We start from the raw sequence: 8,647 nt of genomic DNA on the forward strand, positions 1-8,647 counted from the left end.
GCCGCCTGCCGGGAGGAGCCCCGCATCCCAGGAGGCCGCCACTGTGGCCTCCTCACCTCGGCCAACAGAACCGCCCCCACCCGAGGTTCCCGGGCAGGGGCGCCAGTCGTGTCGAACGCCTACTGGACTTCGGCGCCTGGAGGGCCCCGCGCCGGCGGGGGCGGGGTGGCGGGCGCGGGGTGGCGGGCGCGGGGTGGCGGTGAGCGTCGGCGGCGCGGGGTGCGACCTCGCGGCTGCGGGGCGCCGGTGCCCGGCCGCCTGCCGGGAGGAGCCCCGCATCCCAGGAGGCCACCACTGTGGCCTCCTCACCTCGGCCAACAGAACCGCCCCCACCCGAGGTTCCCGGGCGGGGGCGCTGGGCTTCCCGAACGCCCGCCGGGCTTCGGTGGCTGGGGGCTACCGCGCTGCCGGGCGGGGGCGCCGCTCACCCAGCCGTCGGCCGGGAGGTGCCCCTGATACCGTCCCCGCCCCGGGACTCCCGGGGCGGGGGCGGATTCGTGGGGGTTCGAGGTTCTGTCAGAGGTGGGGGGAGGGTGGGGTGCCGCCGAGGCGGAGGTCGCCGATGGCGTCGAGGAGGGGTTCGGCGGAGGCGATGTGGCGGGTGGCGGTGATGAGGTCGCGGAGGTTGCGGTCGAGGGGGGTGCGGTCGGTGTAGACGGCGGCGGATCCGGCGAGGTCGTAGAGGAGCTGGACGGCTTCCCGGCAGGCGCGGTGGGCGAACTGGCGGGCGAGGGCGGCGGTGCCGCGCTCGGGGGTGCGGCCGGCCGCCTGGGCGGCCCAGGCGCGGTCGAGGGTGGTGTAGACGTAGGCGTCGGCGGCGCCGATGAGGGCTTCGGCGTGGGCGAGGTCGGCCGGGGCGGAGGGCCTGGGGAGGTTGCCGCGGCGGCCGGTGAGGAGGTCGCGGGTGCAGGTCAGGGCGGAGCGGGCGATGCCGAGCGGGATGCCGGCCATCTTGAGGGCGAGGTTGTCGGCGCGCAGGTGGAGCGGCTGGTGGTGGCCGGTGCCGGCGGGCGGGGGTGCGAAGGTGTGGTGGTCCGGGACGGGGAGGTCGGTGACCTCGATGTCGTGGGAGCCGGTGCCGCGCAGGCCGGTGGTGTGCCAGGTGTCGAGGATCCGGACGTCGGCGGCGTCGAGGACGGCGATCCGCGGGGTGCCGTCGGGGGTCCGGAAGCCGGCCAGCACCCGGTCGGCGTGGGTGATGCCGCTGGCGTGCGTCCACCGGCCGGTGAGCAGGTAGCCGTCGCCGTGCCGGACGGCCCGCCCGGTGGGGGGCAGCACGGTGGCGGTGATGAGGTCCGGGTCGGGGAAGAGTTCGGCGTGCGTCTCGGCGGACAGCGAGACGACCGCCAGGGAGGCGTTCAGGGCGACGGCCGCGCACCACGCCACCGAGGCGTCGCCTTCGGCCAACAGGTCGATGGCGCGGGTGAGTTCGGGCGCGGTCAGTTCGACTCCGCCGAGGGCGGGCGGCAGGGCGGCGCGCAGCAGGCCGGTGGCCTTGAGGCCGTCGAGGACTTCGGCGGGGATGCGGCCGTGCCGCTCGGTGTCCGGTGCGCCGGCCGGCAGGCCTACCGCGTAGGCCTGGACCCGGGCCAGCACGGTGGCGGCAGTGAGACCCGATTCGGCGAGGCCCGGTTCAGCGAGACCCGGTTCGGCTTCGGTGAGACCCGATTCAGCTGCCCGGGACGGGAGTTCGACGATGGTCATCCAGTTCTCCTGACGGGGGTTCACAGGTCGGTCAGCGCTTTGTCGAGTTCGGCCGCCAGCGTCCGGAGGTACGGGGCGCGCATGACGCTGTAGTGGTCGCCGGGCAGGTCGACGGCCTCGGCGCGGTCGCCGAGGAGGTCCAGCCACTGCCGGGTGGTGGCGGTGGTGGCGCCGTCCATGGCGCGCAGCAGCCGGACCCGGCCGGGGTACGGCGTGGGTCGGTGTTCGGCCAGGGCGCGGCTGAGGTGGAGGAAGCGGCCGGTGAGGCGGTCGAGGGTGGCGGTGTCGAGGTCGTCCGGGAGGACGCCGGCCTGCCGGGCGCGGGTGCGCAGTTCCGCGATCGGGGAGCGTCCGCCGGTGGGCTCGAACTCGGCCGGCCGGGGGTTCCAGTCGCGGCCGGCGAGTCCGGCGAGGTCGCGGGCGAAGTGGGCGAGCAGGGCCGGGTCGGGGAGGGGTTCGGTGCGGCCGGGCGGTTCGAGCAGGTCGATGGCGGCGACGAGTTCGACGGTGGCGCCCCGGTCGGTGAGCAGCCGGGCGGCCTCCAGGGCGATCACGCCGCCCATGGACCAGCCGCCGAGCCGGTAGGGGCCGTCCGGGAACCGGGCGGTGATCGCGTCGGCGTAGTGGGCGGCCAGTTCGGTCACGGTCCCTGAAGCGGGTTCGAGGTCGGGGTACTGGAGCGCGTGCACCGGCTGGTCCGGGTCCAGCAGGGCGGCGAGCCCGGCGTAGCAGAGCACGTCGCCGCCGACCGGGTGGACCAGGAACAGCGGCGGCCTGGTCCCGCCGGGCCGGACCGGGACGAGCGCCGCCCGGCCCTCGTCGCCGGTCGGCTGCTCGCGCAGCGCCTCGGCGAGGGCCTCGACGGTCGGCCGGGCGAGCAGGGTGGCGACCGGCAGCGCGCGGCCGGTTCGCTGCCGGATCCGGGCCATCATCCGCACCGCGAGCATCGAGTCGCCGCCGAGGTCGAAGAAGTTCTCGGTGACGCCGATGCTCCAGCTCGCACCCTGGCCGGTGCGCTGGCCGGTGGGCTGGCCGGTGGGCGGGAAGAACTCGGCCCAGATCTCCGCGAGTTGACGTTCGGCGGCGTCGCGCGGCGGGACGGCTTCGGCGGAGCGCGGGGCCGTCTCGCCGGGTGCGGGCAGCCGGCGGCGGTCGACCTTGCCGTTGTCGGTGAGCGGCAGTTCGTCGAGCAGGACGATCCGGGCGGGCACCAGGTAGCCGGGCAGTTCCCGGCCGAGGGCCTCGCGCAGCTGCTCCTCCGTGGCGCCGTGGCCCGCCACCGCGTAGCCGACCAGCCGCCGGGGCCCGCCCCGCTCGCCCTCGGCGACCGCCGCGGCGGCCCGGACGCCCGGCGTGCGCAGCAGCGCCGCCTCGACCTCGCCGAGTTCGATCCGGTGCCCCTGGATCTTGACCTGGAAGTCGGCGCGCCCGAGGAACTCGATGTCGCCGTCCGGCAGGTAGCGGCCGAGGTCGCCGGTGCGGTAGAGCCGTTCCCCGGTCACCGGGTGGCGCAGGAAGGCCGCGCGGGTCTTGGCCTCGTCGCCGAGGTAGCCGCGGGCCAGGCCGGTGCCGGCGATGTACAGCTCGCCGGGGACCCAGGCCGGGCGGGGCCGCAGTGCCTCGTCCAGGACGTGGAAGCGCTGGTTGCGCATCGGCCGGCCGTAGGGGATGCTCGCGCGCTCCGGGTCGGCCTGGTCGATCGGGTGCTCGATGGACCAGATGGACGCCTCGGTCGCGCCGCCCAGGCTGCTGGTCCGCGCGCCCGGCAGGAGTGCGGCGATGGTGGCGGGGAGGGTGACCGGGATCCAGTCGCCGCTCAGCAGCACCTGGCGCAGCGGGGGCGCGCCGCCGACGGCCCGCAGGTGTTCGGTGAACAGCTCCATCAGCGCGGGGACGCTGTTCCAGAGCGTCACCCGGTGCCGTTCCGCCAGGTCCAGCCAGGCGGCCGGTTCGCGGCGGGCCGACTCGTCGGGCAGGACGACGGCCCCGCCGGCCGCGAGCAGGCCGAACAGGTCGTAGACCGAGAGGTCGAAGTTGAGCGCGGACAGGGCGAGGACGCGGTCCTCGGCGGTGACGCCGTAGCGGTCGTTGACGTCCCGGACGGTGTTGACCGCGCCGGCGTGCTCGATCATCACGCCCTTCGGGACGCCGGTGGAGCCGGAGGTGAAGATGACGTAGGCGAGGTCCTCGGGGCGGGCCGGGGAGGGCGGCAGCGGGCCGTCCGCGCCGTTGCACTCGGGCTCGGTGTCGACGTTCACGTGTCGTGTGCCGTCGGGCAGTTCGAGGCCGTCGGCGAGCGCCGAGCGGGTCAGCACCAGGTCGATTCCGGCGGTCTCGACGATCAGCCGGAGCCGGCGGGCGGGCGTCGCGGCGTCCACCGGTACGTAGGCGGCGCCGGCCTTGAGGATGCCGAGGGCGGCCACGACCTGCTCCCAGCCCTTGTCGGTCACGATGCCGACCAGCGCGCCCGGGCCCGCGCCGTGCTCGATCAGCCGGCGGGCGATCCGGTCGGAGCGGCGGTCCAGTTCGCGGTAGCTCAGCGTCCGGGTGGCGGTGATGACGGCGGGCGCCTCGGGCCGGGCCGCGGCCTGCCGCAGGAAGCCGTCGTGCAGCAGCTCGGCGGGGGCGGGCGCGTCGGTGGCGTTGACGGCCCGTCGCAGCGCGAGGTCGGCGGCCGGGACGGGTACGGTCGCCGGGCGGCGCCAGGCCGCCTCGTCGCACAGCTCCCGCACCAGGTCCTGGTAGGCCTGCCACATCCCGTCGACCACGCCGTCGGGGAACACCTCCTCGACCACGTCCCAGTTCAGGACCAGCTCCCCGGCCTCCTCCAGGGCCTGGTGGTCGAGCCACACCTGCGGGGTGCGGACCGAGCTGGAGGCCAGCCAGCCGGAGGTGCCGAGCGTGGTGAGGGCGGTGAGCGCGCCGCCTGCGCCGCCGCTGCCCGCACCTCCGCCGGCCGCACCTCCGCCGCCCGCACCTGCACTGCCCCGGCCCGAGAAGCCGATCGTGCTGGTGAACACCACCGGCATGCTCGCCAGGCCCGTCCCGCCGCGGGTGCGGTTGAGCTCGCGCAGCACCTCCACGCCGCTGACGTGCCCGTGGTCGAGGTCGGTCAGCAGCCGGTGCTGCAGCCCCCGGGCGCCCGCCGCGAAGCCCTCGGCGGGGGCGGCGTCGACCTCCAGCAGGGTGGTCGAGCTGAGGTTCCCGAGGACCCGGCCGACGTCCTCGTGCAGCGGACGCCGGTGGAAGGCCAGCAGGTTGAGCGTGAACCGCGGCGACTCGCTCCAGGCACCGAGCACCTGGGCGTAGGCGGCGCACAGGGCGGCCGAGGGCGAGACGCCCGCCGCATCGGCGTTCGCCCGGAAGCGCTGCCAGGCCGCGGGCTCGATCCGGGCCGTGCGGTGGCCGAACACCGGCCGGCGCGGCGCCGGGCCGGGCCGCAGCGGCAGCCGGGGCGCGGGCGGCAGGGCGGCGAGGCGCGGCTGCCAGTAGGCGAGCGACCGGGCGCGCTGCTCGGTGTCCGGCCGCGCCGCGGCGAGGACGTAGTCGCGGTAGCTGACGCCCGGGGCGGGCGTCCCGGGGGCGCCGGAGCGGTAGGCCTGCGCCCACTCCCGGAACAGCAGGCCGGAGCTGCGGCCGTCGATGATCAGCGCGTCGAAGCTGAGGTGCAGCCGGGTGGTGCGGTCGTCGAGCAGGCTCGCCCGGACGTCGAACAGCGGCCAGACCTCGGTGTCGAAGGCCTGGTCGCGCAACTCCCGGTGGATCCCGGCGAGCCGGCGGGCGCGCTCGGCCTCGTCGTGGGCCCGCAGGTCGACGGTGGCGATCCGGTAGTCGGGGACCTCGGCCAGCACTCGCTGGTGGCCGTCCGGGGAGACCACCGCGCGGAGCATGTCGTGCCGGTCGATCAGCTGCCGCAGGGCGGCGGCGAGCCGGTCGAGGTCGGTGTCCGTCAGGTCGACCTCGACCAGGAAGGAGGTGGGGACGTTGCCGAGCTCGAAGGCGTCGGTCCGGCCGACCAGGTAGGCCTGTTGGAGGTCGGTGAGCGGGAACGGCTCGTAGCGGGCCGCCGGGTCGGCGACCAGTGCCGGGCCGGACCGCTCCGCCTGGTCCGCGTCGGCGGCCCGGACGTCGCGGACGTCGCGGGCGTCGCGGGCGTCGCGGGCGGCCCGGACGCTTCGGGCGAGGTCGGCGACGCTGCGGCCGTCCAGCAGGTCGGGCAGCGGGAGGTCGACGCCGAGCCGGCGGGCGAGGGTCTGCCGGATGTCCATCGCGATCAGCGAGTCGGCGCCGAGGCTGCGCAGCGGCAGTCGAAGGTCCTCGCCGGTGACGGCCGCGCCGCGCGCCCGGCCGACGATGCCGGCCACCAGCGCGTCGACGTCCTCGTCCGGCGGCGGGGTGCCCCGGGGTGCGGGCTCGGGTGCGGGCTCGGGTGCGGGCTCGGGTGCGGCCTGGGGCGCGCCCTCGGGTGCGGCCACCGCCTCCAGCCGTACGCCCTCGGCCAGCGCCACCGGCGTGCCGTCGGCGCCGACCAGCCGGACCTGGGCGACCAGCGGCCCACCGGCCGGTGCGGGCGCCTCGTCCCGGCGGGGGTTTCCGCTCCACAGCCAGTACCGCTCGCGCTGGAACGGGTAGCCGGGCAGCGGCACCGGCGGTCCGACCGGCTCGCCGTGCACCCGCGCCCAGTCGATCCGCGCGCCCCGGACGTACAGCGCGCCGAGGCCGTCCAGCAGGGTGTGCCGGGCGTCCTCCCCCGCGCGCAGGGAGGGCAGGAACTCGGCGTCCCCGGCCGTCCGGGCCGGGTCGAGCAGCGGCGAGGCCGGCCCGATCTCCACGAAGGTGCGGTGCCCGTCGCGCAGCAGTGCGGCCAGGCCCTCGGCGAACCGCTCCGGTACGGCGGTGGTGACCGCGGTCCGGGCCGCCTGCTCCGGGCTCGTCGTGCCCGCGACGCAGGCGGCCGGCGGCTCGCCGTCGCCGTACCCGAGGACAGCGGCGGGCCGCACGCCCCAGGAGCGCCACAGCTCGGCGAGCGCGTACTGCACGGCGAACGACGAGGGCCGGTCGCCGGGCGCCTCGGCGCAGCACTCCAGGGCGCTCCGGAAGACGGGCTCGGACTCGGCCAACTCCATGGCGGAGTCGATGAGTTGATGATCGAGAGCGCCGGTGAACAGGAACACCGGCCCCCGGCCGCCCTCGGGGCCGCGCACCCCGCGGCGGACGCCGGACGGCGGCTGCCCGCCGGCGCCGGCCCGGGCCAGCCGGTCCCGCAGCTCGGCGCGGGAGGAGGCGACGGCGGTGAGCCGGTGGGCGAAGTGCGCCCGCCCGAGGGCGGTGGTCCGGCAGATCGCCGCGAGCGACGGAGCGGCGGCGCGGTCGGAGAGCAACTCGGCGTAGTCTGCGGCGAGTTCGGCGAGGGCGGCCGGCGTCCGGGCCGACAGGGTGAGCAGCCGGGGGCTGTCCTCGTGCTCGGGCCGGGCCTCCGGCTCGGACCGAGCCTCCGGGACGGCCGGAGCCTCCTCCAGGATCACATGGGCGTTGGTCCCGGTGATGCCCTGCGAGGACACCCCGGCCCGGCGCGGCCCGGCGGTCTCCGGCCAGGCGCACTCCGCCGCGACGAGTTCCACCGCCCCCGCCGACCAGTCCACGTGCGGGGTCGGCTCGGCCACGTGCAGGGTGGCGGGCAGCCGCCCGTGCCGCATCGACAGCACCGTCTTGATCACCCCCGCGACGCCCGCCGCCGCCTGGGTGTGCCCGATGTTGGGCTTGAGCGAGCCGAGCCGCAGCGGCCGCTCCCGGTCGCGCCCGTAGGCGGCCAGCAGGGCGCGCGCCTCGATCGGGTCGCCGAGCGGGGTGCCGGTGCTGCTCGCCTCGACCACCTGGACGTCGCCGGGCGACAGCCGGGCGTCGGCCAGCGCCTGCCGGACGACCCGCTGCTGGGCGGAGCCGCTGGGCGCGGTGAAGCCGTTGCTGGCGCCGTCCTGGTTGACGGCGGTGCCGCGCACCACGGCCAGCACGGGGTGGCCCAGCCGCCGGGCGTCCGACAGCCGCTCCAGCAGCAGCACGCCCACGCCCTCGGCGAGCCCGCTGCCGGTGGCGGCCGCCGAGAACGGGCGGCACCGGCCGTCCGGGGCCAGGCCCTGCATCCGGGTGAACTCGGTGAACAGCTGCGGGGTGGCCATCACCGTCGCGCCGCCCGCCAGCGCCATCGCGGACTCCCCGCGGCGCAGCGACTGGACGGCCAGGTGCAGCGCCACCAGCGAGGACGAGCAGGCCGTCTCCACGGTGAGCGACGGCCCGCGCAGACCCAGCGCGTAGGAGAGCCGGCCGGAGGCGGCGCCGCCGACCGAGCCGGTGGTCAGGAAGCCCTCGGCCTCCTCGGGCACCTCGCCGCGCCCCTGCCCGTAGTCGAGGCAGGACAGCCCGGTGAACACCCCGGTCTCGGTGTCGCGCACCGACTCCGGGTCGATCCCGGCGTCCTCGAAGGCCCGCCAGGCGGTCTCCAGCAGCAGCCGCTGCTGGGGGTCCATGGCCAGGGCCTCGCGCGGGCTGATGCCGAAGAAGGCCGCGTCGAAGTCCGCCGCGTCGTGCAGGAAGCCGCCGGTGCCGGTCAGGCTGCGGCCGTCGCCGGTGGCGGGGTCGTGCAGGCCGTCCTCCCAGCCGCGGTCCCGGGGGAACGCGCCGACGGTCTCGCCACCGGTGGCCAGCAGCCGCCACAGGGCGTCGGGCGAGTCGATCCCGCCCGGGTAGCGGCAGGCCATGCCGACGATCGCGATCGGCTCGCGAGCGCGCTCGTGCTCCCCCTCCTCCAGCTCGCGCAGGCGCTCGCGGGCCTGGTGCAGGTCGACGGTGAGGCGCTTGAGGTATCCGAGCAGCTTCTCGTCGGCTGCCGCGGCTGGTGCTGATGCCATGACGGATCGGTCCTTGCTGGGGGTCGGGGTGAAGTCAG

The 8,647-nt window shown here is 76.7% G+C and carries 2 protein-coding genes; both read right to left on the minus strand.

From position 1 onward, the window contains the following. Positions 1-516: 516 nt before the first annotated feature. Positions 517-1,704 (minus strand): acyl-CoA dehydrogenase family protein, encoded by a 1,188-nt coding sequence (locus ACZ47G_RS32915; RefSeq protein ID WP_465749038.1) that lies wholly within the window; start codon positions 1,702-1,704, stop codon positions 517-519. Between the two features lie 20 nt (positions 1,705-1,724). Further along, positions 1,725-8,609, minus strand: a complete 6,885-nt coding sequence (locus ACZ47G_RS32920; RefSeq protein ID WP_465749040.1) for a hybrid non-ribosomal peptide synthetase/type I polyketide synthase — start codon at positions 8,607-8,609, stop codon at positions 1,725-1,727. Between the last annotated feature and the right edge of the window lie 38 nt (positions 8,610-8,647).

It is taken from the genome of Kitasatospora sp. NPDC030952 (assembly GCF_055571335.1).